The sequence below is a fragment of the Streptomyces sp. NPDC096193 genome (assembly GCF_040302905.1).
Taxonomy (GTDB): domain Bacteria; phylum Actinomycetota; class Actinomycetes; order Streptomycetales; family Streptomycetaceae; genus Streptomyces.
On the sequence record NZ_JBEOSJ010000017.1, the window covers coordinates 19,044 to 44,573 of the forward strand.

A 25,530-nucleotide genomic window follows, 5' to 3' on the forward strand; every position below is an offset into this window, starting at 1 on the left:
TCACCCTACACAGCCGATCTTGGTGGGAGCCATGGATGGCGTCCGGGCGGAAGCCGGCGGTGACCGGGCGCGGGGCCTCACCGTCGGTGCCGTCGTCGACGGGCCCCACTGTCGGAGTTGTTGTCGGCGGGCCCCACTGCGGAGCTGCTGTCAGCGATACCAGCCGAAGCGTTCGGCGATGACGGGCATCCGTTCGGCGACGATGGCGTGCGCCGCCGCGCGCGGAGTGGTGCCGTCCGCCTCCGCCCGCGCCAGCATCTGGCCGATCAGCTCGCGCATCGACCGCCGGGTGTACGCGAACGCCTCCTCCGCATCGGCCTCGATGTCCCCGAACAGGGTCCACCACCACCAGGCGTTGGTGCCGGAGTTGACCACCACGTCCGGCAGTAGGGTGACGCCCCGCCGTACGAGCAGTTCCTCCGCCTCCTGGAGCACCGGCATGTTCGCCGCCTCCACGATCCACGAGGCGGTGATCTGCGCCTGGTTGGCCGTGTCGATCGCGTACGAGACCGCGGCGGGCACGAGTACCTCCGCATCGACCGACAACCAGGCGTCGCCCGGCAGTTCGAGGTCCTCCGGGCGAAGTGCCGTCCGGTCGACGGTGCCGTAGGAGTCCCGTGCGGCAAGAAGGGCGTCGACGTCCAGGCCGTCCGGGTTGGCGACCGTGCCCTTGATGTCGGCGACGGCCACGACCTTCAGTCCGGCGCGCGCGAGAAACCGCGCCGTGGCTCCGCCCATCGTGCCGAGCCCCTGCACGGACACCCGCGTGCCCTCGCGGGCGACGCCCGCACGGTCGAGCGCCACCAGGACCGACTCGGCGACACCGCAGCCGCCGACGAGTTCGTCGAGCCCGATGCCGTCGACCTCGACGGCGAAGGCGTCCGCGAGCCGCCGGCGGGCCGTGGCCTCGTCGTCCAGCAGGTGGTACACGGCCTGGATGGAGGAGACCAGTCCCGCCTCGGCGGCGGCGCGGTCGACGACGTCCTGCATCAGCCCGAGGTCCTCGCCGGTGGTCCACATCGCCTCGACGTACGGGCGCACGGCCCGCAGATAGCGGACGAGGATGCCGTACGCACGCGGGTCCTGCGGATCGCAGTCGATACCGCCCTTCGCGCCGCCGAGGGGGATGTACTTCCCGTCCGGGTTGTAGTGCAGGGCCTCCTTCATGGTCATCCCGCGGGCGAGCCCCGCCACCTCGTCGAGGGTGCAGCCCTCTCGCATCCGCAGACCGCCGCTGGAGACTCCGCGCACGAGCCGGTCGATCACCAGATGGCCCTGGCGGCCGGTGACATGGTCGGTCCAGGTGAGCGAGAGCACGGGGGCGGTCATCGAGAGGTCTCCTCGGGAACGGTGATCACGGTGGGGCCGGGGGTGGCGAACGCGCGGATGAGCGCGGCGGCCAGCGCCTCGGGGTTGGTGGCGGATGCGCCGTGCCCGCCGTACGCCCGGGCGATGCCGGGCAGATCGACGGGCGCGAGGTCGACGGCGGCGGGGGTGTCGCCGCGGGCGGCCATTTCGTCACGGATCTCGCCGTAGCCGCCGTTGTCGAACACGACGACCGGCAGGGGCAGTCGGAGCTGCGCCGCGGTGGCGAGTTCCTGGATGGAGAACTGGAGCCCACCGTCACCGCTGAGCGCGAGTACCTGGCGGTCGGGATGGGCGCTCTTCGCGCCGATCGCGGCGGGCAGCGCGTAGCCGAGGGTGCCGAAGCCCGTGGGATGCAGATAGCGGGCGTCGGGGCCGATCGGCAGGTGGGGGAGAGCGCCGTAGTAGCAGCACTGGGCGCTGTCGGAGGTGATGACGGCGTCGGGGTCGAGTACGGACCGGATGGCGTGGAGGTACGGCAGCCAACGGGCGTCGCGCTCGTGGGTCTCGCTGTCGCGGGCGGCCCGCAGCTCGGCGACGGCGGCGACGCCGGTCCGGTGTTCGGCCACGCCGGTCCGGCGTTCGGCGGCGACGGTCCCGCGCTCGTGGTCGGCGCCGGCCGCGACCGTCCCGGGCCCGTGTTCCGCGACGACGTCGGCGCCGGGTTCCGGGCCCGAACCATCGATCACGGCGCCCGGCCCCGCGACGACCGGCCTTCCGCCGGCTGCCCGGGTCCCGGTGCCGCCCTGGACCGCTGCTGCCCCTTCTGGCCCGCCCGTGTCCGGGCGGCTCCCGTCGCCCCGGACCAGCCGCAGCTGGACCATCCGGCGCGAACCCTCCGCGACAGCGCCTGTGGCCGGACGCGGGGGCGGGGCCTTCGATACCCGCGCGGTCCCTCGCGGCACGCGCTCAGCAGCGCCGACACGATCTCCCGAGCGTCGCCCACGAGCGGGATGTGCGCCGGGACCCCCGCGTACATCTGGGCCGGGTCCAGGTCGACCCGCACCAGCGTTCCGCCGAGCGGCACGGGCTCGGACCACAGGTCCGACTCCGCCAGTTCGGTGCCCACGGCCAGCACCACATCGCAGTCCGCCAGCCACTTCTGGACGGCCGGGCTGTGCAACGACACACCGAGGGACAGCGGATGGGACTCGTCCACGACGCCCTTGCCATTGGCGGTGGTGACCACGGGGGCGGCCAACTCCTCGACCAGGGAGCACAGTTCGCTCGCGGCCCCCCGGGCGCCGCCGCCCAGCACCAGCGCGGGACGGCTCGCCGTCCGCAAGGCCTCGCCGGCTCGGGCGAGTTGCTCGGACCGGGGCGTCGCCGGTCGCACGGGCGGGGAGAGGCGCAGGGGTACGACGGATTCCGCGGACCCCAGCAGGTCCAGTGGAATCTCGATGTGCACGGGCCGCGGCCGCTCGGTCGTGAACAGCGTGAACGCCCGGGCCACCGCGTTACCGATCTCATCGACCGTCGACACCCGGTGGCTGAACGCGGCCACCCCGCGCAGCGCCTCCGTCTGGCTGCGCATCTCGTGCAGCAGTCCGGTCGCCTGTCGTGGATGCCGCAACGGCATGCCGGGGGAGACAACGAGGAGCGGCACACTGTCCGAGTAGGCCTGACCCACCGCGGCCGCGATGTTCAGCAGGGCGGGTCCGGTGGTGGTGATCGCGACCCCGGGCCGCCCGGTGACCCGCGCGTAGCCGTCCGCCGCGTACCCGGCACCCTGCTCGTGGCGCGGGGTCACATGGGAGATGCCGTAGGCGGCGAGATGCCGGTAGATCTCGAGGTTGTGGGTGCCGGGGATGCCGAAAGCCTGGACGGTGCCGTGCAGGGCCAGCGCGCGAACGACCATCTCGCCGCCGGTGAGGGGCATGGCCGACATGTCACCCACCGCCTGCGCTGATCAGCCGCATGATGTCCGGGATGCTCCCCTCGTTGCCCACCGCCCCGGCGTCGGGCGACCGCCGATCCGCCGGGTGGTGGGGCGGGTGACTCCACCGATCCGCCGGGTGGCGCGGCGGGTGACGCCGTCCGTCGGGCCTCGGTACCGCTGCGCAGGTGCAGTATGCAGCTTTTCCGGATACCGCGAGTGGCACCCGGCGCCCGTCGGCCAGGGCGAACCGGCCTTCCCATGGCCGGATCCGGTCGTGCGCGAGCGCGCGTCCGGGCCCGGCGGTGCGGGGCCCGCCGGTCGAGTGCGGGACCGGCTCCGCGGCGAGCTCCGGCATGCTGCCTCCAGGCGCGACAGGAAACTTCTAACTGAACCGTCAGTCAGTATCTGAACCGCTGAGGTCCGCTGTCAACATGATCGCCGGGCAGCCGGCCGGTGCGAGCCCGACGTGAGCCTGGTGGCGAGCCGGGAGAGCGCGGGTGGGCCTCGGCCCGCAGGGGAGGCGTGGTCCCGAACCGGAGCACCCGGCGGGCAGCAGAGCGGGGGAAGAGAAGCGAGTGGCGGGAAGGGATGAGGAAACGTCAGGAACACCAGAACCGTGGCGTGCGTTGCCTTGGTCATGACGGAATCCGACGCGCGGCAGGAATCGCTGCTCCGACTGGTCGCCGACCACGACGGAGGAGTGCTGGTCACCCTCAAGAAGGACGGCCGGCCCCAGCTGTCGAACGTGAACCACGCCTATGACCCGCAGGAGCGGACCATCCGGGTGTCGGTCACGGACGACCGGGCCAAGACCAGGAATCTGAGGCGCGACCCCCGAGCGTCGTACCACGTCACGAGCCCCGACCGATGGGCGTGGACGGTGGCCGAGGGCACCGCGGAGCTGTCCGCGGTCGCGGCCGATCCGTACGACGACACGGTCGAGGAGCTGATCCGCCTCTACCGCGACATCCAGGGCGAGCACCCGGACTGGGACGACTACCGGCACGCGATGGTCCGCGACCGGCGTCTGGTGATGAGGCTGCGCGTCGAGCGCGCGTATGGCGAAACCCGAGAGGCATGACGGCGGAGCCGATGCTTCCGCGCCGGCGGATCACCCTCCCCTGGCGACGCATCCCGCGCACATAATGGAAAGACCCCGACATCAGGAGGTGCCGTGACCGGCGCTGGTTCCCCCCACACGCTGAGATCCCGGCTGCGTGCGCTGCGCCCCGCCGCGTTCGGCGCCGACCCTGCCGGAGAGCGGATGGAGCGGATCCGCCGCTCACCGAACTTCTCGGACGGCACGTTCCAGAACCCGGTCGGAGCGCGGACGAGGCCGTCCGGCGGCTCCATGGCCGAGTTCGCCAAGATCTACTTCCAAAAAGAGGCCCGGGCTCGCCGGTCGCCTCTCGGCCAGGTGCCCCTGCACGCCACCACGCTGAAGGACCTGGAACACCCGCCGGTCTCCGGCCTGCGCCTGACCTGGGTGGGGCACTCCAGCGTGCTCGCCGAGATCGACGGACGCCGGGTGCTGTTCGACCCGGTCTGGGGCAACCGCTGCTCGCCGTTCGCCTTCGCCGGACCCAAGCGGCTGCACCCCGTGCCCCTGCCGATCGCCTCCCTCGGTCCCGTCGACGTCGTCGTGATCTCGCACGATCACTACGACCACCTCGACATGCCCTCCATCAAGGCCCTGGCCTCCACCGACACCGTCTTCGCGGTGCCGCTCGGCGTCGGTGCGCACCTGGAGCGCTGGGGCGTCCCGGCCGACCGGCTGCGCGAGCTGGACTGGAACGAGACGGCCGAAGTGGCGGGCATCAGGCTCACCGCCACCCCCGCCCGGCACTTCTGCGGACGAGGCATCCGTAACCAGCAGCACACCCTCTGGGCGTCCTGGGCGGTCGCGGGCCCCGAGCACCGGATCTACCACAGCGGTGACACGGGGTACTTCCCCGGTTTCAAGGACATCGGCGCCGAGCACGGGCCCTTCGACGCCACCATGATCCAGATCGGCGCGTACAGCGAGTACTGGCCCGACATCCACATGACCCCCGCCGAGGGCATGCGCGCCCACCTCGACCTCCAGGGCGGCGAGCCGTCCGGCGTCATGCTGCCCATCCACTGGGGCACCTTCAATCTCGCCCCCCACCCGTGGGCCGAGCCGGGCGAGGGCACGGTCGCTGCCGCCGCCGAGGCGGGCGCGCGCCTCGCGCTGCCGCGCCCGGGAGAGCCCTTCGAGCCGACCACGGAGCACGTCCCCGCCGAGCCGTGGTGGCGGCAGGCGGCGACCGCACCCGCCGGAGGATGGTCCGTCCATCCCCGTCAGGACGGCACCCGCACGGACGGCAACCCCGCGGAGCAGGGCGGCGGCAAGAGCGCCGGTACCGGCAGCCCGGAGGTCGCGCCCACCGGCTGACCTCTCCCTTTCCCACGCCTCTTCGGCGTCCGACCCCTGTCGTGGCCACTGCCGCGGCAGGGGTCAATTGTGTGTTGTCGCGCTGGTGTGCGATGCCTCATACCAGAGCGGGACGATTCGCGGGCAAGTTTGTCAACTGCCCGTCGCACGTGACGAAGCGGCGACTACCGTGTGTTGCCGGTGATCAACGATGGGCTCATATCGCCATTCCCGAGCCGTCGTTGAACCGCGCCGACCCATGCACGCCGAATCCTGGGACCCCACGTACCAAGGACGCTGATGTCTCAACTACGCGCACCCGCCGCGCGGCCGGACCGCCGCGAAGGTGGGCGCCACGGCCGGTCTGCCGCCCGCTCCGCCTCACCGGCGGGCAGACAGCATTCCGCGCCGTCGTCGCCGGAAACCCGCATACGCCCGCAACTGCTGCGTACGGCGGTGCTGCCGGCCCTGGTCGCCGCGCTGAGCGGCGCCGCCGCGGTGATCTTCACCATCCGCTCCGCGACGCCCCAGCCCTCCGGCGCCCTCTGGGTCGTGCTGACCGGCTCGGCGGCGCTCGCGATAGCGGCCGTCGCCGCCGCGGCACTCGGCGCGGACCGGATGGCCCGGTCGGTGCTCGACCGGTGTGCGGCACTGCGCCGCACCACCGCCCGCAGCCAGGCGGACCTGCGTACCGTGGTCGACCGGCTCCGCCGGGGCGAAGGGCCGCCGGCCCCCGCGCCGGCGCTGCCCGCGGTACAGCACGGTGACGAATTCGACCTGCTCACCTACGAGTTGGGCCGCTCCCACGAGTCCGCGGTGGCTGCGGTGGTGCAGGCGTCCCGGCTGTCCAGCAGCGTCGGTAACGAACAGAAGGTCGAGGTCTTCGTCAATCTCGCCCGGCGGCTCCAGTCGCTGGTCCACCGCGAGATCCAGCTCCTCGACGAGCTGGAGAACGAGGTCGAGGACCCCGAGCTGCTCAAGGGCCTCTTCCACGTCGACCACCTCGCGACCCGTATCCGCAGGCACGCGGAGAACCTCGCCGTTCTCGGCGGCGCGATCTCCCGCCGGCAGTGGTCCAACCCGGTCACCATGACCGAGGTGCTGCGTTCCGCGATCGCGGAGGTCGAGCAGTACCCGAGGGTCAAGCTGGTACCGCCCATCGACGGCACCCTGCGCGGTCACGCCGTCGCCGACGTCATCCACCTGCTGGCCGAGCTGGTGGAGAACGCCACGCTGTACTCCGCGCCGCACACCCAGGTGCTGATGCGCGCCCAGCACGTCACGGCAGGTCTCGCCGTCGAGGTCGAGGACCGCGGACTCGGTATGCCCCTCAATGAGCAGACCAAGATGAACGCCCTGCTCGCCGACCCCGACCAGGTCAACGTGGCACATCTGCTCCAGGACGGGCGGATCGGCCTGTTCGTCGTCTCGGCGCTGGCCCGCCGGCACGGCATCGCGGTCCGGCTCCAGTCCAACATCTACGGCGGAGTGCAGGCCACGCTCGTCCTGCCGGAAGGTCTGCTCGGCACGGAGCCGGGGGGACTCCAGCAGTCCGAGGCCAACGCCCCCACCGCCTCCACCGCCGCCGCGCCCGAGGGCGACGGCCGACGCCGCAGGGGCCAGCCGGCCGTCACCCAGGCGACCTCACCGCCCGCGATCCCGCGGCAGCCACAGCCACAGCATCAGGCGTCGCAGAACCAGCAGCCGCAGACGCCACAACTGCAACAGCACCACCAAACCCCTCCGCCGCAGCACCACCCCTCGCAACCACAGCACCAGCCGCAATATGCACAGCCGGCCCACGCCATTCCCGGTGCCTCGGCACCCCTGCCCGTCCGGGCGGCACACCCCGACCGACCCAACCCGGCCGAGGCACCACCGGGCTTCAGCGTCGCGGGACCCTCCCAGGGCCCTCCCGCCGGCGAGACGGCCTCCGTGCGGGGCAGCAGGCCCCCCGGAGTGGTGCGCGGCACCATGGGCAGGCCCCAACTGCCCAGGCGGCGCAGCCAGGAGCACATCGTTCCGCAGCTCAAGAACCCCCCACCGCCCCGCAAGGACGACGAACACGCCCTGCACGACCCCGGTCTGATGGCCGCCTTCCGGCGCGGCATCGGACTGGCCGAGGCGCAGCCCCCCGCGGATTCCGTCCGGCAGGGCGAACCGCAGCGCCACGACAACACCCCCAAGGAGTAGATGCACATGGCGAGCGATGTGCCGAACGGCCATGTCTCGGACCTCGACTGGCTGCTCAGCGGCCTGGTCCAGCGCGTGCCGTACACCCGAAACGCGGTACTTCTCTCCTCGGACGGCCTGGTGAAATCCGTACACGGCCTGGACCACGACAGCGCCGACCACATGGCAGCCCTCGCGTCCGGCCTCTACTCCCTCGGCCGCAGCGCCGGAACGCGCTTCGGCGACGGGGGAGAGGTGCGTCAGGTCGTCGTGGAACTCGACAGCACGCTGCTGTTCGTCTCCACCGCCGGTTCCGGGACCTGTCTGGCCGTGCTGGCGGGCCGCGAGGCGGACGCAGCCGTCCTCGGCTACGAGATGGCGATGCTGGTCAAGAGCGTACGGCCGTACCTCACCACGCCTGCCAGACAGGCGGCGGGGGCGACCGGCGTCGCGGGGCCGTGAGCGTGCCGTCCCCCACGGACGGGCCGCTGCTCGACGATGCCGCGGGCCGCCTCATCCGCCCGTACACGGTGAGCGGCGGTCGTACCCGCCCGACGGCCGCGCTGGATCTGCTCTCCCTGGTGATGGCCACGGGCACCGTGCCCCAGGCGCACCTCGGGCCCGAGCACGCGACCGCGCTCGGGCTGTGCGGCGGGCCGACGTCCGTCGCCGAGATCTCGGCGCATCTGCGACTTCCGGCCGTCGTCACCAAGGTGCTGCTCTCCGACCTCGTGGACTGCGGCGCCGTGACCGCCCGGGCCCCGCGCTGCAACGACGCATCCACCGACCGCTCTCTGCTGGAGGCAGTGCTCGATGGCCTACGACGACGGCTCTGACGTGGAAGTGCTCTTTCCGACCGCGCTCAAGATCCTGATCGCGGGCGGGTTCGGCGTGGGCAAGACGACCTTCGTGGGAGCGGTCAGCGAGATCGAACCGCTCAGCACGGAGGAGTTGTTGACCCAGGTCGGCGCGGCCACGGACAGTCTCGACGGCATCGAGTCCAAGACCACTACCACGGTCGCCATGGACTTCGGCCGGATCACCCTGGACGAGCGCCATGTGCTCTACCTCTTCGGCACCCCGGGTCAGGAGCGCTTCTGGTTCATGTGGGACGAGCTCTCCGACGGGGCGCTCGGCGCGATCATCCTCGCCGACACACGCAGACTCGAGGACTCCTTCGCCGCCGTCGACTTCTTCGAGCGGCGCGGCATCGGGTTCGTCGTGGCCGTGAACGAGTTCGACGGCGCCTACCGCTACGAACCCGAAGAGGTGCGGGCCGCGATCGACCTCAAGTCGGAGGTGCCCGTCGTGCTGTGCGACGCGCGGATCGCCAGCTCCGGGATCGGCACCCTGGTCACCCTCGTCCAGCACCTGCTCACCACCACCGCGGTGCCGGCCCCGGCGCCGAGCTACGGAGCACCGACATGACCTACGACCCGACCGGCCATCTGCTGCTGACCCCTGTCGACCGGGAGGCGCCCATGCGCGTCCGGCGGCTGCGCCAGCTCGGGCTCGGGGAACGGCCCGACCAGGCCTTCGACGAGTTCGCCCGCAAGCTCGCGGAGGTGACCGGCGCTCCGTACTCCATGGTCAACTTCATCGACGAGAACCGGCAGTTCTTCGCCGGGCTGCACACCCCGGCGGGCACGCACAGCGGCAGCGACCTGGGCGCGGCGGCCGCGTCGGGCGGTGCCGAGGTCAGCCGCTTCATGGCTCGTGACCACGGCTACTGCCCACATGTCGTCGTACGGCGAAAGGCGCTGGTCCTCGAAGACGTCTGCGACTACCCGCGGTTCGCCGGCAATCCGGTGGTGGACGAGATCGGCATCCGTTCCTATCTGGGTGCGCCCTTGATCGACCGGACGGGGATCGCGCTGGGCACCATCTGCGTGGTGGACACCGAGCCGCGCCCCTGGGGGAGGGCGGGGCTGGAGACCATCAAAACCCTGGCGGCGGAGCTGGTCGACCAGATCCACCGTCGCGAAGACGGCGGTGTCCAGAGACTGCCGAGTGACAGCCCGTAAGGCTGCGGACACACGTCACCTCTCGCCGGTACGGGACTGGCCGGCCCGGTACGCCTCGGGGCGCACCGGGCCGGTGCACGGTTCCCGTTCACACCGCCGGCTCGAGCCCGACCACTTCGGACAGCCGCTCGGACCACTGGCCCTTCGCCGTCCCCAGAGCCACCTCCGCGAGACGGAGCAACTGGATGTCGGACGTGCCGGCGGGGGCGAACATGTGCAGCGCGTCCCGCAGATAGCGCTCGATGGGCCGGTCGGTGAAGAGCCCGGCGGCGGCGTGGATCTCCATGGCGTTGCGGGCGGAATCGATGGCCGACTCCACGTTGATGAGTTTGGCGTTCATCAGCTCCGCGTCGCACGGCAGGCCCGCATCGAGCAGATGCACCGCGTGGTACGCGGCCAGCCGGGCGGTCATGAGCCGCGACTGGAGCTTGCCGAGCTTCAGCTTGACGGACGGCAGTTCGTGCAGCGGCTTGCCGTAGCGGTGGCGCTGTTCGCAGAACCGGGTCGTCTCGTCCAGGATCGCCTGGTGGATGCCGAGCGAGACGGCGGTGAGGTTCGCGCGTCCGTACAGCACACTGGAGGAGTACGCCACGGCCAGACCGTCGCCTTCCCGGCCGAGCCGGTTCGCCGCGGGCACCCGGCAGTCGTGGAAGTGGAGTTCGCCGAAGCTGAAGCCGTGCAGGCCCATCGTCGGCCGCTGGTCGCCGACACTCACACCGGGGCGGTCCGACTCGACGAGAAAGGCTGTGAGGCCACCCGATCCGGAGCCGGTGCGCACCACCACGCCGTGCAGATCGCCTACGTGACTGTTGCCGACGTACACCTTTCGGCCGTTGAGGACGTAGTCGTCCCCGTCCCGTACGGCGGTGGCGCTCATTCCGAGGACATGGCCGCCCGACTCCGGTTCGGTCACGGCGATCGTCGGCAGACACTCGCCGGCGGCGATGGCGGGCAGCCAGGTCTTCTTCTGTGTCTCATTGCCGAAGTGGACGATCTTGGCCACGCCCAGCTGGGAGGCCTGCACCATCGCGCCCATGGCGCCGCTGACGCGGGCAAGCTCCTCGATGATGATGGTCTTGGCGAGGTGTCCCGCGCCCATGCCGCCGTGTCCTCTGCTGATCGTCGCCCCCAGCCAGCCCTGCCGGGCTATGAGCCGGGACAGATCGTGGTGGACCGAGCGGGCAGCCTCCATGGCGGGGATTCTGGGGCGTACCTCCCTCTCCGCGAAGCGCCTTACTTCTGCGCGTAGTTGATGATGCGGCCGACTGGCGAAATAACCGTCCAACGCGAGCCCTCCTCTGCGAAACGCCTGCTCGGGGGGTTGTTCGAGCAGGTGGTGCATCGGCAGTGGTCCCGTCCGAACAGACCGGCCACGTCGTCGTGTCGTTCGCTTGCGGATGGCGCAGGAGTGACGCCGACAGTGTCCTGATGCCGGTCGTCGTCGGGTAAGAGAGCGTGGGTCGTGCGTGGCGGTGGCCTGTCCGGTACTGCGGTACGGCATTCCCCGTGTACTTCTTTCTGCCACATGCCAACGGCAAAGGTTTCGTGGGCATATGGCACTGAGGGACAGCCGCGGGTCGCCAAGAGGCCCCGAAGCGGACAGCTGTGCGCACCGCAAGGACCGCTACGACAAGGTTTCGGGCGGAAGCGGCACGGCCGGACCGAGCCCGCGGCGGCAGACCCGGCGGTGCCCGCGCACAGCGGTGCTTTTCGGCGCGTGGTGCGTACACAGGGCGCCAGGGGCGCATGCACCGGCGCGTTCGGACGCGTCAGCGCGCCGGTCGCGCCCGGTGCTCCAGTACGTCGACGGACAGCTCGCGCACGACCGTCTCGTCGACCTCGACCCCGAGACCCGGGGCGTCGGGAACACGGGCCACGCCCTTCTCCACCCGTACCGTCTCACTCGCGTACGGCGAGTCGATGAACTGCCGCCCGTTCAGGTCGACCGGGGTGTCGATGCCGTACGCCGAGAACAGGTGCAGTGACGCGGCGAGCCCCAGATCGGAGTCGGTGAGCCCCGACCCCATCAGCCGCACCCCGCAGTCCTCGGCGAGCGAGCACAGCCGGCGCGACAGGGTGAGTCCGCCACTGCGCTGAACCTTGGCGATCGCCACGTCGACGGCCTCCAGACGTACGAAGGTCGCCAGATCGGTCGGATGGCGCAGGCTCTCGTCGAGGGCCACCGGCACGGGGGAGTGCTCGCGCAGCCGGCGCAGTCCCGCGATGTCGTTGGCGGGCAGCGGCTGTTCGAAGGCGGTGATGCCGATGTCGTCCAGCCGCCGGGCCATGCGCAGTGCGGCGTCCACCGTGTACGCCTGATTGGCGTCCACCCACACCGGGGCGCCCGGCGCGTGCTCGCGCACGGCCGCCACCACGGCGGCGTCCGTGTCCTCGTCGTGGAGGCCGATCTTGACCTTGAACGCACGGTGGCCGGCGTCCGAACCCTCCGCCACGCTGTCCCCGACCTCGGCGGGGGACTGCCCGGACACGATCCACCCGAGCTCGATCGTCTCCGACCGGCGCTGTCCCCACAGCACGCCGAGCGGTACGCCGGCGGCGCGCCCCAGCAGGTCGTGCAGGGCCGTGTCGACCGCGCTCTTGGCGAGGGGTGCCCCGATGGTGAAGCCGCGGTTGATCGCCCGGTCGAAGGCGCGGTCGACGGCGTCCAGGTTCCAGACTGGAGTGCCGATGACGGCCGGGGCGAGATAGCGGTCGATGGTGGTGACGATGGACTCGGCCGTCTCGTAGGTCCAGGCCGGCAACGGCGTGGCCTCGCCCCAGCCGTGCGCCCCGTCCGCCGTCACCTTCACCAGCACCCGTATCGAGGGCTGACCGGCGACGGCGACCGCGCCGCCCGAGACGCCGAAGGAGCGGCGGGTCGGCAGCGCGACCGCGAAGGTCTCGACACGGTCGATCGTGGCATGCACGGGAGACGTGTTCCGGACGGTCGGCTGGCTCTGCGCGGTCATCAACGGGTCCTTTCCGCAGGGGAATCGGGTGGAGGTGGCGCGGCGCTGGCACGCAGGACGACCTCGCCGCCGGCCCGCACCACGCGTGAGCGCGGTCCGCGCGGCTCCCGCAGGGCGAGGGCCATGACCTGCTGACCCATCGCGGCGAGCGGCAGGGCGACGGTGGTCAGGGGCGGTGAGAGCTCCCGTACGAGAGGGATGTCGTCGAAGCCCGCCAGGGAGATGTCCTCGGGGACCCGCACGCCCTCCTCCCGGAAGGCGGCGAGGGCCCCGACCGCCATCACGTCGGTGACGGCGAAGACACAGGTCGGCCGGGTGGGCCGGGTCAACAGCTCACGTGCGGCCGCGTATCCGCCGTCGCGGGTGAACGGGCCCTCGACGATGCGCTCCGGAGGCAGGACGATGCCGGCCCCGGCCAGGCCCTCACGGAAGCCCGCCAGCCGGTCGGAGACGGTCGTCAGCTCGGGCGGTCCGCTGAGCACGGCGAACTCCCTGTGCCCGAGGCCCAGCAGAGCCCGCGCGAGGGCCGCCGCGCCGGCGCGGTTCTCGGGCAGGACGGCGTCCACCCGCAGGTCGCGGTGCCGGCTCACCACCGCGACCCGGCCGCCGGCGCGGACGTACGGTTCGAGTTCGGCGGCGAGGGCCCGCTCCCAGGCGCGGTTCTGGAACCCCGAGCCGATGAGCAGGATCGCGCGGGCCCGCTGGGCGCGGAGGGTGGAGACGTACGCGATCTCGCGCTCGGGTTCCCGGAAGGTGCTGGCGAGCATGACGAGGAGGTCCTGCTCGGCGGCCGCGCGCATCACTCCGGCGGCGATCGCCGCGAAGTAGGGGTCGCCGACGTCGTGGCAGATCAGTCCGACGGTGTTGTTGGAGGCGCTGGCGAGCGCCTGGGCATGGGCGTTGGGTATGTAGCCGAGCAGGTCCGCGGCCGCGCGTACCCGCTGGCGCAGGTCCTCCCGGACCCGTGTGGTCCCGTTCAGCGCTCGGGAGGCCGTGGCCAGGGAGACCCCGGCCTGCCGCGCGACGACGTCGAGCGTCACATGGATCGGTGTTGCTTGCCGTTCACTCACCGCACCCCCCGAAACTTCGGGACGACCTATTGACCGTGCGTACAGGCAGTCATTAGCGTGGCGACACCTTATCAGAAAGCGCTTTCTGAAAGCGTTTTCCGAACATGCCAGTCCACAGCTCTTCTTAGCCGCTCCGGAGACCGGAGGAGTTGACCCGTGAGCCAGAGCGTCATCAACGCAACACCCGAGAAGGTGGCGGGAGTTGCCCAGCGGAACAAGCCGGGAACGGGGGAGCGGATCACCCGCGCCCTGGACCGCAGCTGGCGCCCCGTGGCGCTGCTGCTGGTCTGCTTCGGCGCGTGGTGGGTGATCGCCGCGGCCGAACTGGTCGAGCCCTACCTCGTCCCCTCACCGGGCGCGACGCTCGACGTCCTGACCGGCAAGACCGACTACCTCTGGCAGCACACCTGGGTGACCACCTACGAGACGCTGCTCGGCTTCGTGATCGCCGTCGTCGTCGGGGTCGCCGCCGCGGTGATCATGGTCTACTCGGCGACCGTCGAGAAGACGCTCTACCCGATCCTGCTCTTCGCCCAGGTCGTACCCAAGATCGCCATCGCCCCGCTGTTCGTCGTCTGGCTCGGTTTCGGCATTGCCCCGAAGATCCTGATCGCCGTGCTGATCGCCTTCTTCCCCGTCGTCATCTCGATGGTGACCGGGCTCAAGGCGGTCGACCCGGAGATGCTCCAGCTGTCGTCGACGATGGGCGCGAACTCCTGGCAGACGTTCGTCAAGATCCGCTTCCCCGCCTCGCTCCCGCATCTCTTCTCCGGCCTCAAGGTCGCGGTCACCCTCGCCGTCACCGGCGCCGTCGTCGGCGAGTTCGTCGGTGCCAACGAGGGACTCGGCTACGTCATCCTCCAGGCCAACGGCAACCTCGACACCCCGATGCTCTTCGCGGGACTGCTCGTGATGTCGCTGATCGGCGTGATCCTCTTCGTCCTCGTCGAGATCGCCGAGAAGTTCCTGCTCCCGTGGCACGCCAGCCGCCGGGACTCCGGTGTCACCACCGCCTACTGATCCCGCACGACCCACGCTGACGAGAAGGACCAGCCATGACTGCGCGCAGAGTTCTGATCGGCCTCGTTCCGCTGCTCCTGGTCGCCACGGCCTGCGGTGAGGACGGCTCGGACCAGAGCACCAGTGACTCGGGCAAGAAGCTCGACAAGGTCACCCTGACCCTCAACTGGTATCCGTACGGCGAGCACGCGCCGTTCTACTACGGCAAGCAGCAGAAGATCTTCGAGAAGCACGGCATCGACCTCACCATCCAGGCCGGACAGGGTTCCCAGAAAACCGTCCAGGCCACCGGCGCCGGCCAGACCGACTTCGGCTGGGCGGACACCCCCGCGGTGCTCTCCGGCGTCGACTCCGGCGTCAAGGTCAAGAGCCTCGGCGTCTTCCTCCAGACCACACCGTCCTCCGTGCAGTTCTTCGAGTCGCAGGGCATCAAGGCCCCCGCCGACCTCAAGGGCAAGACCATCGCGGGCACCGCGGGCGACGCGCTCTCCAAGACGTTCCCGATCTTCCTGAAGAAGAACAACCTCCAAGAGGCGGACGTCAAGGTCCAGAACACCGACCCGGCGGGCAAGATCGCCGCGGTGCTCTCCGGCAAGACGGACGGGCTGCTCGGCTACGCCAGCGACCAGGGCCCCACCATGCAGAACAAGGCCAAGAAGCCGGTCGCGTATCTGCGCTTCTCCGAGAACGGGCTCAACTTCTACTCCAACGGCCTCATCACCGGGCAGCGTCTCCTGAGCACCAAGAAGGACGTGGCCGCCCGCATGGCCAAGGCGGTCAGCGAGTCCTTCGCCGCCGCCGAGAAGTCACCCGACCCGGCCGTCGGCGCCATGGACGGCGCGAGCGAGCAACTCCCGCCCAAGGAGGTGCTGGCCGAGCAGTTCAGGACGACCCTGACGCTGCTGCACACCCGCGCGACTCAGGGCAAGGCACCGGGCGTCAACACCGAGGCCGACTGGCAGCAGACGATCGACGTCTTCTCCGAGGCCGGCCTGGTCAAGAGCCCCAAGGCCGTGGCGGAGTACTGGGACAGCGCCACGGCAATGAAGGGATGACGATGGCGAGAGAGACGACGGTGCGGGAGCCCGCAGTGCAGTTGGACAAGGACGAGCGGCAGCCGGCGGCGGTCGGTCTGACGGACGTGGCCGTGCGCTTCCGCACCAAGAACCGGGACGTCACCGCCCTGGAGGGTGTCTCCCTCGATGTCGCGCCCGGCGAGTTCGCCGCCATCGTCGGCCCCTCGGGCTGCGGCAAGTCCACCCTGCTCAAGCTGGTCGCCGGTCTGCTGAAGCCGTCCGGGGGCGATGTCCGGCTCGGCGGCGAGCAGGTGCGCGGCCCGCGCCACGACATCGGGTACGTCTTCCAGCGCGCGGCCCTGCTGGAGTGGCGCTCGGCCCGCCGCAACATCCTGCTCCAAGCCGAGATGCGCAGGATGCCGGGCGCGACCGCCCGGCGGCGCGTCGACGACCTGATCGCCATGACCGGCCTCGGCGGCTTCGAGGACGCCTATCCGCACGAGCTGTCCGGTGGAATGCAGCAGCGCGTGGCACTGTGCCGCGCACTGCTGCACGAACCGCCGGTGCTGCTGATGGACGAGCCGTTCGGAGCGCTCGACGCACTGACCCGCGAGCAGATGAACGTGGAACTCAACCGGATCTGGCGGGAGACGGGCACCACTGTGCTGCTCGTCACCCACTCCATCTCCGAGGCCTGCTACCTGGCCGACCGTGTGGTGGTGATGAGCCCGCGGCCCGGCACCATCACCGAGATCATCGAGGTGGGGCTGCCGGCCGAGCGCAACTACACCGACACGATGGGGCGTCCGGAGTTCCGGGAGGCCACCAGCCATATCCGCCATCTGCTCGGTGCGGCCTCCGCCGCGGACTGACACGCGTGGGCGCACGGCGCCTCGCGTGCGTCCCCGGACCGGCGCCCGCACCGCACCGGTCCCGGACCGGCGCCCGCACCGCACCGGTCCCGGACCGGCGCCCGCACCGCACCGGTCCCGGACCGGCGCACGGACCACCGCCACTGAGCCTCGCACCCCTTCGTCGGGGTGCGAGGCTCAGTGGCGTGTCGGCCTGCCGCCGTCAGTACCTCAGACGGGCGAGATACCGGTAGCTGTTCAGGGCCGTGGCGAACGGGTCGGCCGGTGAGTCGTGCTCCACCAGCCACTGCCGTACGCCGCCGCTGTTCGCCGTCCCGAACATCGAGCGGAAGTCGAGGACACCGGAACCGACATCGGCGAAGTCGCCGTTCGGGGCCATGTCCTTGACGTGCAGCGCCGGGAAGCGCCGGCGGTGGCGCACGAACAGCGACCGCGGATCCGCTCCGCCCTTGGCCGCCCAGTACACATCGAGCTCGAATCCGACCAGATGCGGGTCGGTCTCCTTCAGCAGGATGTCGTACAGGTTCTCGCCCTCGACGACCTGGTGGTCCAGGCCGTGGTTGTGGAACAGGAGCGGCCCGAGCCCGGCCTCGCGGGCCGCCAGCCCGGCCTTGTTGAACTCCCGGGCCGCTTCCCGGAATCCCGCCGGGGTGTGCATGGCGGCGGGCAGGCTCGGGACGACGATCCACCGGGCGCCGAGGGTGTGGATGTCCTCCAGGGCCTGGGGCAGACCGCTGCTGCGGACGATGTCGTACCCCACGTGTTCGAGCACCGCCTTCAGACGGGTCTCGTCCAGCATGGTCCGGATCGCGGCCGCGCTGTTGCCGTGCCGGCCGCTCACGCCGACCGTGGCGTAGCCGATGTCCGCGAGCCGGGCGAGGGTGCCCTTGAAGTCCGTCGCCAGCGGGGTGCGCATGGTGTACAGGTGCATGCCGAGGCCGGACGGCGGTATGCGCCGCCGGGACCGGCCCGTCTCGGCGGCCTGGACGGGTGTGCCCAGGGCGGTCGCCGCGGCCGCTCCCAGAGCGGTTCCGAGGAAGGCGCGTCGGGTGCCGTTCATTTCAGCTCCTCTCATTTCTGCTCCAGCCTCAACTCACGGTGACGCGAGCGAAAGCGCTGGTGGTGTCGCCCTCGTTGTCGGTGACGGTCAGGTGCGCCGTGTACGTACCGGGCCTGGTGTAGCTGTGCGTGGCCGTCGCGCCCTCGGGGGCGGTGGGCTTGGTGTTGTCACCGAAGTCCCAGTGGTACGAGGCGATGGTGCGGCCCGCGAGCGGTTTCACGGTGCTCGTCAGCCGGACGGCGAGGGGAGCGGTCCCGGCGGCCGGAGCCGCCTGCACGGTGACCTTGCTGCCCGGCTGCTTCTCGACACCGCGCCCGTTGAAGTGCAGCCAGTCCACGGCGAACAGGTCCGGCTTGTCGGCGGTCCACTGCGGGTTGGAGAAGACCGCGTACAACGGCGCGGTGATCCCCGCGAACTTCAGGGGTGTCGTCGGTGAGACGACATTGCCCCAGTCGCCGGTGTTGGGCACGCTCACGCTGCCGAGCAGGGAGCCGGTGGGTGATCCGGAACGGAACTCGACGGTGCCGCCGAGCCCGCCCGAGGCCGCGCCGACCGTCACCGAGTCGATCCCCTTGAGGTGCACGGGGTCGAAGCGGATCCAGTCGCCGTCCTCGATCTCGGTGAGCCGCTTGCCGCCGGAGGCGTCCGCGCGGCTCGCCACCACCACACCGCCGTGGGCGCCGCCGGTGGAGGTGTGGTGCTCGGCCTCGCGCAGGGCGGGGCGCAGGGTGAGCGAGGTGGAGCCGGTGAGCGCCGGTGCGCCCGGTGCTCCCTTGTCCTCGTACTGAGCCGTGATGCCGTAGTACAGGTTCTGGCCGGGCCCGTGGCTGTCGCCGGCGTCCGTCCGGATCTCACCGGCGCAGCCGGTGTAGTTGTCCAGGGGATGCAGATGCGAGTCATGGCCGAGCTGCGACTGTACGACCACCCGCGAGCAGTCGATCTCCCCGTCCTCGCGGTCCTTGACCTTGACCGTGAACGGGATGGTGTCGCCGAAGCTGAACATCCCGCCGTTCGGGGGCTGTTGGATGGTCACCTCGGGCCGGGAGTTGCCGACGGTGATGTCGGTGACGGCGAGGCCGGTGAGCTTCCCGGGCGTGGTGACCGTCAGCCGGGCGGTGAAACGGCCCTTGGTCCGGTAGACGTGGGTGGGGTCGGCAGCCGTCGAGTCGGTGGTGCCGTTCCCGTCGAAGTCCCAGGCGTACGTCACCGGTGTGCCGTTGGGCAGGCCCGATCCCGCGCTGGAGAACTTCACCGTCAAAGGCGCCTTCCCGCTGTCGGGCGTGGCCGTCACCTTGGCGTCCGGCAGCCGGTCGTCACCGACGTAGTCGATGCGGTAGATGCCGGAGCCTTCGTTGCTGCCACCGCGGCCGGTGCCGCTGCCGAGACCGAAGTCGATGACGTAGAGCGCTCCGTCGGGCCCGAAGTCGGCGTCGAAGGGCTGATTCCACTTCATGTCGCCGAAGATCCCGTTGATGGAGTGCAGATCACCGGCCTTCGCCGGGGCGAAGCGCGGATCGGTGAACGTCTGGTCCTTCTGCTGGAACGAGAACGCCTTGAACCAGGTGCGGGTGAGCTCGTAGTTGAGCCACTTCCCGTCGAAGTACTCCGGGAACTTGGTGCGATAGGTGTTCGCCGGGTCGTAGTCGTAGACCGGACCGCTCATCGGCCCGCCGCCACCGGTTCCCAGCTCGGGGAACTCGGGCGACGCGGAGTAGGCGTACCACACGGTGGCCGGCTGGGCCGGCGGCAGCCGGGTGAGTCCGGTGTTGTTGGGGGAGTCGTTGACCGGGGCGGAGCAGTCGAACTTCGGACCCGAGGTCCTGGTGGTGAAGTCGTAGTCGTTGAAGGGGGTGTTGTTGCCGATGCAGTACGGCCAGCCGAAGTTTCCGGCCTTGGTGATCCGGGTGTACTCGACCGTCCCCTCGGGCCCGCGGTCCGCCTTGGCCGTACGGGCGTCGGGTCCGTAGTCCGCGACCATCAGCGCACCGCTCTGCGGGTCGGTGGTGATCCGGAACGGGTTGCGCATGCCCATCGCGTAGACCTCGGGACGCGTCTTGTCCGTACCCGGAGCGAAGAGATTGCCCTCCGGGATGCTGTACGTCCCGTCGTCCTTCGGCGTGATGCGCAGCACCTTGCCGCGCAGGTCGTTGGTGTTGCCCGAGGTGCCCTGGGCGTCCCAGGCGCGACGGCCCGCACCCTCGTCGATCGGAGTGAATCCGTCGGAGGCGAAGGGGTCGGTGTTGTCCCCGGTCGCGATGTAGAGCTCGCCGTGCTTGTCGAAGGCGATCGAGCCGGCCATGTGGGAGTTGGCCCTGCCCTCGCCCCGCAGGGTGGGGATGGCGAGCAGCCTCTTCTCGGAGGCGGGGTCGATCGTGTTGCCCGTGACCGTGAACCGCGACAGATTGATCCGCTTCTCGGTCTTGTCGGAGTTCAGGAGATACAGCCAGTGGTTCTCGGCGAAGTCGGGGTCCAGTGCGAGGCCGAGGAGACCGTCGGACTGGCTCGTCATCTCCGGCGTGTAGGCGAAGTCCAGTGCGGTGGTGACCTTGAGCGTCTGCTGGTCGATCACCTTGACCTTGCCGGTGCGCTGGATGAAGAACACCCGGCGGTCGGGCGCGACGGCCAGTTCGAAGGGGTCCGCCAGATCGCTGGTGGCGAGCGGCGTGCGCTGGAAGGCGCCCGTCTTGCCCGCGGTGCAGTCACCTGGCTTGTCGCCCGCCGCCCACTGGATGCCGCCGAGCAGATGCTTGAGGAAGGCGGCTTCGTCGAAAGCGGCCTTGGCGTGCCCGCCCGCGGTGAACCAGGAGCGCCCGCCGTCGTAGTTCTGGCACCAGGACCACGGGTGGTCGACACCCTCGTCGAGCCCGGTGATGCCATCGCGCACCTTGATCTGCGCGAGCGTGTGGACCTTGCCGGTGGGGTTGGTGCGCCAGTTGTACCACTCCTCCGAGCGCTCCCAGAGTTCCGGGAGACCCTTGGTGGAGGGGTGCGCCTGGTCGAGGACCTTGACCCGCCCGGTCTGGACGGCGGGGTGCTTGTCGAAGATCGCGCCGACGAGACCCTCGTACCAGGTCCAGTCGCGCTCGCTGGCCGAGGCCGCGTGCAGACCGACCCAGCCGCCACCTCCGCGGACGTACTTCTGGAGCGCGGCACGTTGCGCGGCGTCCAGCAGATCGCCCGACTCCGGCGTGGAGTTGGTGTTGTTGAAGACGATCGCCCGGAAGCGCGAGAGGTTCGCGTCGGTGAAGGCGGAGGCGTCGTCGGTGGCCTCGACCTCGAAGCCGTTCTCGCTGCCCAGCTTCTTGATGGCCTCGATCCCGGCCGGGATGGAGTCATGGGTGAAGTTGGTGACCTTGGAGAAGACCAGGACCCGGTAGGCCGCGGCCGCTTCGGCCCGCGGGGGCGAGGCCAGGCCGAGCCCGACGACGAGCGCGAGAAGTGCCGTGACGACGGTGGAGTGGAAGAGGATTCTTCGGCGGAGCCGTGTGCGGTGCCTGCTCATTGCGCTCCCGGTGGCTGGTGTGCGGACCGTGAATTAGAAAGCGCTTTCTAGATACGTCGCACAGCGTAGGTTCCGGCCTCACAGGGGGTCAATGGGTCGGTAGCGGCCCGTGTGGAGCGATCGGGCTTGCGGACACGGCGAGTTGGGCCGCCGCGAGGCGGGTGTCGGTGCGGCGTCGTACGGTCGTCCCATGGCGACCGCCGACGACGTACGCAGGATCGCGCTCTCCCTGCCGGGAGCGCTGGAGAAGCTCTCCTGGGGGCTGCCCACGTTCCGTGTGGACAAGGGCAGGCTGTTCGCCTCGCTGGACGACGAGGACAAGGTGCTGGGGGTGAAGTGCCCGAGGGAGGACCGCGAGGAGCTGATCGCCGCCGAGCCGGAGAAGTTCTTCATCCGGGTCGGCCACGACGACCAGTGGCCGTGGATGCGCGTGAGGTTGGCGGCGCTGGAGGACGAGGAGGAGCTCCGGGCGATCCTCCTCGACTCCTGGCGCCAGGCCGCTCCGAAGAAGCTCCTGGACGCGCACCCCGGTCTGTCGGTGCCGGAGGAGCGCTGAAGACCGGCCCCGTCCGACGTGGGTGAGGGCCGAGGGCTACCGCCCGCGGCCGAGGAAGGCGCTGATCAGCTCGCGGAGCCCTGGTGCGTCGAGTCCCTGCGCCGTCAGATGCTCGTCCATCGTGCCGTAGCGGCGCAGCTCCTCGTGGGAGACGCCGAGGCCGAGGATCCGGTGCGGCAGGTCCGCGAGGGCGTCGTTGGCGGCGGTGGTCGATGTGCCGGCGAGGTAGGGCTCGATGAGCACGACGTCCGCGGCCCGCGCCCCGGCCGCAGCCGCGCGCAGCGCCTCGCCGTCGAAGGGCCGCACCGTGGTGGCGTAGAGCACGGTCACATCGAGACCCTCCGTGGCGGCGAGCACGTTGTCCAGCATCGGGCCGACCGCGACGACCGCGCCGGCGCGCCCCTCGCGTACGCGCAGGAAACGGGCTCCGTCGACGTCGAGCCCCTGCGTGTTCGACTGGAGCGACAACCGCACGTACACCCGGTCGTCCCCCGAGACCGCGTGCCGGATCAGCGATTCGGCCTCGTCCGGATGGCCGGGCACCTGGACCGTCCAGCCCTCCAGGGTGTCCAGCAGGGCCACGTCGCCCGGTGACATATGGGTGAAGCCGCCCGCCGGCCAGTCGTAGGACGCTCCGGCGCTCACCAGCACACCGCCCACGTCCTGGTGGCCGAGGTCGAGCTTCACCTGCTCGAAGGGCCGTTCCACCAGGAAGCTCGCGAAGGTGTGCACGACCGGACGCATACCGGTGAGAGCCATGCCGCCGCCGACCCCGAGCAGCAGCTGTTCCCGGATCCCCACGTTGATCACGCGGTCAGGGTGCCTGCGGTGTGCCCCGTCGAAACCGTCCCTGCTGATCTCGGCGAGTACGACGGCGAGCCGCGCGTCCTCGTCCAGCAGGCGGCTCGTGGTCGCGATGAACCGGTCACGCATCGTGTCCATGATCAGCATCCCCTCGTGGTGTGTGCGGTGGGCCGGGCGGTGCGGTGGGCCGGGCGGTGATTCAGTCGTTCTTGGGTTCGACGCGGGCGACGACGACCCGCGGTAGCCCCGGATGCGGGGCGATGTACGCGGAGTGCAGCGCCTCGTGGTCCCGTCCGTCGACGGTCTGCGCCGACCAGCCGGCGGCCTCGAACCGCGAGGCGATGCCGCCGGGCCAGCCGTGGGTGGCGGAGGAGTTGTCGATCACGAGCGTGTGCAGTCGCTCCAGGCCGGCGGGCCCCGCGTAGGCGATGGCCTCGTGGTTGCTGCCCTCGTCGAGTTCGGCGTCCCCGATCAGGACCCATACGTTCGGATCGGTCAGGCCCCGGGCCCGCAGCCCGAGCGCGGTGCCGACGGCGAGGGGCAGCCCGTGCCCGAGCGAGCCGCTGCCGATCTCGACCCCGGGCACCAGCGTCCGGTCGGGGTGGTGCCCGAGAGGTGACGCGTACGAGCCGAAGCCGGGCAGCCACGCCTCGGGGAAGAAGCCCTTGGCGGCGAGGACCGCGTAGTACGCCATGGGCCCGTGCCCCTTGGACAGGAGGAACCGGTCGCGACCGGGTGCGTCGGCGGTGGCGGGCGAGACACGCAGCACGCGGTCGTAGAGCACCCAGAGGGCGTCGAGCGTGGAGGTCGCCGCGGGTCCGTGCTTCTCGTCGCCCGTCATCAGGGCCATCAGCCGGTGCAGGTCCGATGCGTCGAGGTCCGGTGAGGTCGCTGCGCGCGTGGTCGCTGTCTTCGTCATGAGACCACCGTGCAACCTCAGGTTTCGTTGAGGTCAAGCGCTCCTGCAGGTCGGTCCGGTATGCGCCGTCCGTACGGAAAGCGGTTCGTGACCACCCGGGGAAGTGCGGTATTGTTCTCATGCGCGTTCGGCCGGGGGAAACCCCAGGTCAGATGGGCACCGGGACGTGGCGCAGCTTGGTAGCGCACTTGACTGGGGGTCAAGGGGTCGCAGGTTCAAATCCTGTCGTCCCGACGGTGCAAGAGGGCTTCGAGCCCAGGTCAGGGCCTTGTTTCACTTCGGTGAGGCAGGGCCCTTGATCATTTTCGGGGACGCCGTCTCGCAATTTCGCAGAAACGCTGTTGACCAAGGTCAGCCGGGCCAGTTCGGCCAGCTCCTCCGGACCGGCCTTCAGGGACTGCGGGTCGAGGTGCACGCCGCTTCGTGAACGACAGGTCCGAGCGTCCCGCCCACGCCCACACCACCGTGTCGGGTACGCCGTTGTTCGCCATCCAGGAGAGGCAGGCGTGCCCCGCGTCGTACAGCCGCACATGAGGAGCATGGGGGCCACTGCGGCAGGCATCGTGAGCAGCCTGGCAGCGTACGGTGGTCGCGTGGCAAACGAAGACCTGGGGAAGACCCTGCGCCGCTTGCGCCGTCTGGCCTCCCTGACGCAGGAGGAGCTGGCGGAACGATCTGAAGTGTCCGTCGATGTGATCCGTCAACTCGAACAGAGGCGGAAGCACTCGGCACGCCTTCCCACACTGCACGCGCTGGCCAACGGTATCGGTGTCGAGTTGACCACGCTTCTCGGTGACCCGCCCGCTGTCTCCTCCGCTGAGACTGACGGCCCGCGCTTCGTGGCCGTCCGCCGGGCCGTCATGCCCGTGCTCTGGGGGCCGGAGCCTGAGCCACCAAGGCCTGACTTCTCGCTGGACCGTCTCCGCGAGCAGATCGCGGACGGCTGGACGCAGTACCACGCTGCCGAGTTCGACGCGGTGATGAAGGCGCTGCCGGACTTGCTCTCGGATGCTCGCACCGCCACGGCCTCAGGCGATGAAGACGACCGCAGGGCCGGTTTCGCGGCCCTGGGCAAGGCGCTTCAGCTCGCCGGACATGTCGCCGTGCGGATGGGTAAGACGGACCTTGCTCTGGCGAGCCTGGAGCGCGCCATAGTCGCTGCGGGACAGTCGTCCGACCCCCTCCTTCTGCCGATGATCGTCAATTCGACGGCGTGGACCTATCAGCGGCAAGGTCGTCTGGATGACGCGTTGAGCATCGCCCTCCGTGTCGCCGACGACATGGTGAACGCAGGCCGTGACAAGACCGCCGACGGCCTGAAGGTGTGGGGCGCACTGACCATGAGCGCCGCCACGTCGGCCGCGCGGAGCGGCGACTACGAGCGCGCGGCAGCAATGATGGAGACGGCGGAGAAGGAAGCCGCCCGGGTCTCGAAGCTCCCCGATGGTGGCGACAACCGTATGGTCAGCGTCTTCAGCCCGTCGTCGGTCCGCATCGAACGCGTCCGTCTCGCGGTTCAGTACGGTCACCCACAAGATGCCTTGGCGCTGGCCAAGGGAATGCGGCTGAGCAAGGACACCCCGTCGTCCTGGCGGACGTGGCTGCTGCTGGATGTGGCACGAGCCCACACGGACATCGGGGACGCAGCCGGAGCGGTGAAGACCCTGGAGTCCCTGCGCCGGGTGGCACCGACGTGGATGCAGCATCACACGTTGGCCGTGGCCATCGTGCGCGACCTGTGGGCGCTCCCCAACCACCCGACGGGGCTACGGCCGTTGGCCGAATTCCTGGGGGTCGGTGAATAGCGTGCTGAAAGTGGGACGTTGCGCCCCTGTCAACGTTCCTGGCATGTCGCTTACATGAGCGGACAGCACCCCGGCGGCCGTGCGACCGGCCCCGGGGCTTGG

General features: G+C 70.4%; 22 protein-coding genes and 1 tRNA gene. 13 read left to right on the forward strand and 10 right to left on the reverse strand.

Going from position 1 to position 25,530, the window contains the following annotated elements; all coding sequences use genetic code 11:
* Nucleotides 1–150: 150 nt before the first annotated feature.
* Genes ABTX78_RS23570 through ABTX78_RS23580 form a run of 3 tightly spaced genes read right to left on the reverse strand, consistent with a single transcriptional unit; the run spans nt 151 to nt 3,253 of the window.
* Nucleotides 151–1,329 (reverse strand): Glu/Leu/Phe/Val dehydrogenase dimerization domain-containing protein, encoded by a 1,179-nt coding sequence (locus tag ABTX78_RS23570; RefSeq protein WP_352208766.1) that lies wholly within the window; start codon nt 1,327–1,329, stop codon nt 151–153.
* Nucleotides 1,326–2,054, reverse strand: a complete 729-nt coding sequence (locus ABTX78_RS23575; RefSeq protein WP_352208767.1) for a thiamine pyrophosphate-dependent enzyme — start codon at nt 2,052–2,054, stop codon at nt 1,326–1,328. The genes ABTX78_RS23570 and ABTX78_RS23575 overlap by 4 nt, the downstream gene beginning before the upstream one ends.
* Nucleotides 2,051–3,253 carry a thiamine pyrophosphate-binding protein gene (locus ABTX78_RS23580; protein ID WP_352208768.1) on the reverse strand — a complete coding sequence of 401 codons (1,203 nt, stop codon included), beginning with the start codon at nt 3,251–3,253 and terminating at the stop codon, nt 2,051–2,053. Before ABTX78_RS23580 ends, ABTX78_RS23575 begins: the two co-directional genes overlap by 4 nt.
* Before the next feature lie 628 nt (nt 3,254–3,881).
* Here ABTX78_RS23580 and ABTX78_RS23585 point away from each other — a divergent pair.
* The 7 genes from ABTX78_RS23585 (at nt 3,882) to ABTX78_RS23615 (ending at nt 9,835) form a co-directional block, all read left to right on the forward strand.
* A complete protein-coding gene (locus ABTX78_RS23585; RefSeq protein ID WP_352208769.1) occupies nt 3,882–4,325 on the forward strand; it encodes a PPOX class F420-dependent oxidoreductase in 444 nt (147 codons plus the stop codon).
* Between the two features lie 93 nt (nt 4,326–4,418).
* Entirely contained in the window at nt 4,419–5,660 is a 1,242-nt protein-coding gene (locus ABTX78_RS23590) for an MBL fold metallo-hydrolase (protein ID WP_352208770.1), read from the forward strand.
* Nucleotides 5,661–5,939: 279 nt separating this feature from the next.
* Nucleotides 5,940–7,832, forward strand: coding sequence for a sensor histidine kinase (locus tag ABTX78_RS23595; RefSeq protein ID WP_352208771.1), 1,893 nt, complete (start codon nt 5,940–5,942; stop codon nt 7,830–7,832).
* A 6-nt stretch (nt 7,833–7,838) separates the two neighbouring features.
* The gene (locus ABTX78_RS23600) at nt 7,839–8,273 is read left to right on the forward strand and encodes a roadblock/LC7 domain-containing protein (protein WP_352208772.1); all 435 of its coding nucleotides are present in this window, start codon (nt 7,839–7,841) and stop codon (nt 8,271–8,273) included.
* A 2-nt stretch (nt 8,274–8,275) separates the two neighbouring features.
* Nucleotides 8,276–8,647, forward strand: coding sequence for a DUF742 domain-containing protein (locus tag ABTX78_RS23605; RefSeq protein WP_352208773.1), 372 nt, complete (start codon nt 8,276–8,278; stop codon nt 8,645–8,647).
* Nucleotides 8,625–9,239, forward strand: a complete 615-nt coding sequence (locus ABTX78_RS23610) for a GTP-binding protein (protein WP_352208774.1) — start codon at nt 8,625–8,627, stop codon at nt 9,237–9,239. The genes ABTX78_RS23605 and ABTX78_RS23610 overlap by 23 nt, the downstream gene beginning before the upstream one ends.
* Nucleotides 9,236–9,835, forward strand: coding sequence for a GAF domain-containing protein (locus tag ABTX78_RS23615; protein ID WP_352208775.1), 600 nt, complete (start codon nt 9,236–9,238; stop codon nt 9,833–9,835). Before ABTX78_RS23610 ends, ABTX78_RS23615 begins: the two co-directional genes overlap by 4 nt.
* Nucleotides 9,836–9,923: 88 nt before the next feature.
* Here ABTX78_RS23615 and ABTX78_RS23620 read toward each other — a convergent pair whose 3' ends face one another.
* The 3 genes from ABTX78_RS23620 to ABTX78_RS23630 all read right to left on the reverse strand — a co-directional run bounded on the left by ABTX78_RS23620 (nt 9,924) and on the right by ABTX78_RS23630 (nt 13,844).
* Nucleotides 9,924–11,120 (reverse strand): acyl-CoA dehydrogenase family protein, encoded by a 1,197-nt coding sequence (locus ABTX78_RS23620; RefSeq protein WP_352208776.1) that lies wholly within the window; start codon nt 11,118–11,120, stop codon nt 9,924–9,926.
* Nucleotides 11,121–11,604: 484 nt separating this feature from the next.
* Nucleotides 11,605–12,804 carry a mandelate racemase/muconate lactonizing enzyme family protein gene (locus tag ABTX78_RS23625; RefSeq protein WP_352208777.1) on the reverse strand — a complete coding sequence of 400 codons (1,200 nt, stop codon included), beginning with the start codon at nt 12,802–12,804 and terminating at the stop codon, nt 11,605–11,607.
* Nucleotides 12,804–13,844 (reverse strand): LacI family DNA-binding transcriptional regulator, encoded by a 1,041-nt coding sequence (locus ABTX78_RS23630; protein WP_352208895.1) that lies wholly within the window; start codon nt 13,842–13,844, stop codon nt 12,804–12,806. The genes ABTX78_RS23625 and ABTX78_RS23630 overlap by 1 nt, the downstream gene beginning before the upstream one ends.
* A 186-nt stretch (nt 13,845–14,030) precedes the next feature.
* Between ABTX78_RS23630 and ABTX78_RS23635 the strand changes: the two genes are divergently transcribed.
* From ABTX78_RS23635 to ABTX78_RS23645, 3 genes are read left to right on the forward strand one after another with little or no spacing between them, the layout of a single operon-like run.
* Entirely contained in the window at nt 14,031–14,894 is an 864-nt protein-coding gene (locus ABTX78_RS23635; protein WP_352208778.1) for an ABC transporter permease, read from the forward strand.
* Between the two features lie 35 nt (nt 14,895–14,929).
* Entirely contained in the window at nt 14,930–15,949 is a 1,020-nt protein-coding gene (locus ABTX78_RS23640) for an ABC transporter substrate-binding protein (protein WP_352208779.1), read from the forward strand.
* A complete protein-coding gene (locus ABTX78_RS23645) occupies nt 15,946–16,782 on the forward strand; it encodes an ABC transporter ATP-binding protein (protein WP_352208780.1) in 837 nt (278 codons plus the stop codon). The genes ABTX78_RS23640 and ABTX78_RS23645 overlap by 4 nt, the downstream gene beginning before the upstream one ends.
* Before the next feature lie 202 nt (nt 16,783–16,984).
* Here the strand turns inward: ABTX78_RS23645 and ABTX78_RS23650 are convergent, their stop codons facing one another.
* Together ABTX78_RS23650 and ABTX78_RS23655 are read right to left on the reverse strand one after the other, a co-directional pair.
* On the reverse strand, nt 16,985–17,842 hold the full coding sequence (locus ABTX78_RS23650) for a sugar phosphate isomerase/epimerase family protein (RefSeq protein ID WP_352208781.1): 858 nt from the start codon (nt 17,840–17,842) through the stop codon (nt 16,985–16,987).
* A 28-nt stretch (nt 17,843–17,870) separates the two neighbouring features.
* Entirely contained in the window at nt 17,871–21,344 is a 3,474-nt protein-coding gene (locus tag ABTX78_RS23655; RefSeq protein ID WP_352208782.1) for a ThuA domain-containing protein, read from the reverse strand.
* A gap of 190 nt (nt 21,345–21,534) precedes the next feature.
* Between ABTX78_RS23655 and ABTX78_RS23660 the strand changes: the two genes are divergently transcribed.
* Nucleotides 21,535–21,900, forward strand: coding sequence for an MmcQ/YjbR family DNA-binding protein (locus ABTX78_RS23660; RefSeq protein ID WP_352208783.1), 366 nt, complete (start codon nt 21,535–21,537; stop codon nt 21,898–21,900).
* 36 nt (nt 21,901–21,936) lie between these two features.
* Here the strand turns inward: ABTX78_RS23660 and ABTX78_RS23665 are convergent, their stop codons facing one another.
* On the reverse strand, nt 21,937–22,842 hold the full coding sequence (locus ABTX78_RS23665; protein WP_352208784.1) for a transketolase family protein: 906 nt from the start codon (nt 22,840–22,842) through the stop codon (nt 21,937–21,939).
* Between the two features lie 61 nt (nt 22,843–22,903).
* Nucleotides 22,904–23,623, reverse strand: coding sequence for a thiamine pyrophosphate-binding protein (locus ABTX78_RS23670; RefSeq protein WP_352208785.1), 720 nt, complete (start codon nt 23,621–23,623; stop codon nt 22,904–22,906).
* Nucleotides 23,624–23,783: 160 nt separating this feature from the next.
* Here ABTX78_RS23670 and ABTX78_RS23675 point away from each other — a divergent pair.
* Together ABTX78_RS23675 and ABTX78_RS23680 are read left to right on the forward strand one after the other, a co-directional pair.
* Nucleotides 23,784–23,857: transfer RNA gene (locus ABTX78_RS23675), tRNA-Pro, on the forward strand.
* A gap of 359 nt (nt 23,858–24,216) precedes the next feature.
* Nucleotides 24,217–25,428 (forward strand): helix-turn-helix domain-containing protein, encoded by a 1,212-nt coding sequence (locus tag ABTX78_RS23680; RefSeq protein ID WP_352208786.1) that lies wholly within the window; start codon nt 24,217–24,219, stop codon nt 25,426–25,428.
* Nucleotides 25,429–25,530: the final 102 nt, after the last annotated feature.